Origin of the sequence: Methanococcoides sp. NM1, from assembly GCF_900774285.1 — an archaeon.
GTDB classification, from domain to species: Archaea; Halobacteriota; Methanosarcinia; order Methanosarcinales; family Methanosarcinaceae; genus Methanococcoides; species Methanococcoides vulcani.
This window is the reverse complement of record NZ_CAAGTW010000036.1, coordinates 1-334: the sequence shown is the minus strand read 5'-3', so window position 1 is coordinate 334 and position 334 is coordinate 1. Positions and strand designations below refer to the sequence as shown.

Sequence of the window (334 nt, the reverse complement as noted above, 5' to 3'; positions counted from 1 at the left end):
AAATATAAGTTTATTAGAATAATAGAATAAGAAAAATGGTGCGGGAGGTGTGATTCGAACACACGAACTCCTACGAGACTAGGCCCTCAACCTAGCGCCTTTGGCCTGGCTGGGCAACCCCCGCAAAAAGGTTGTTGCTTAAGTATATCGAGTTACCATCCTGAAAAAGCTCAGGATCGCATCGTTAAGGCGTTTATCAGAATGATTTGGTGCGGGAGGTGTGATTCGAACACACGAACTCCTACGAGACTAGGCCCTCAACCTAGCGCCTTTGGCCTGGCTGGGCAACCCCCGCAAATGAGATCTTCTGAAATTAAATATAAAGTAAAAAGGA

At 45.8% G+C, this 334-nt stretch carries 2 tRNA genes; both read right to left on the bottom strand.

Annotation, left to right across the window (positions count from 1 at the left end):
• Positions 1-36: 36 nt before the first annotated feature.
• Positions 37-124, bottom strand: a tRNA-Leu gene (locus tag E7X56_RS11640).
• A gap of 83 nt (positions 125-207) precedes the next feature.
• Positions 208-295, bottom strand: a tRNA-Leu gene (locus E7X56_RS11635).
• Between the last annotated feature and the right edge of the window lie 39 nt (positions 296-334).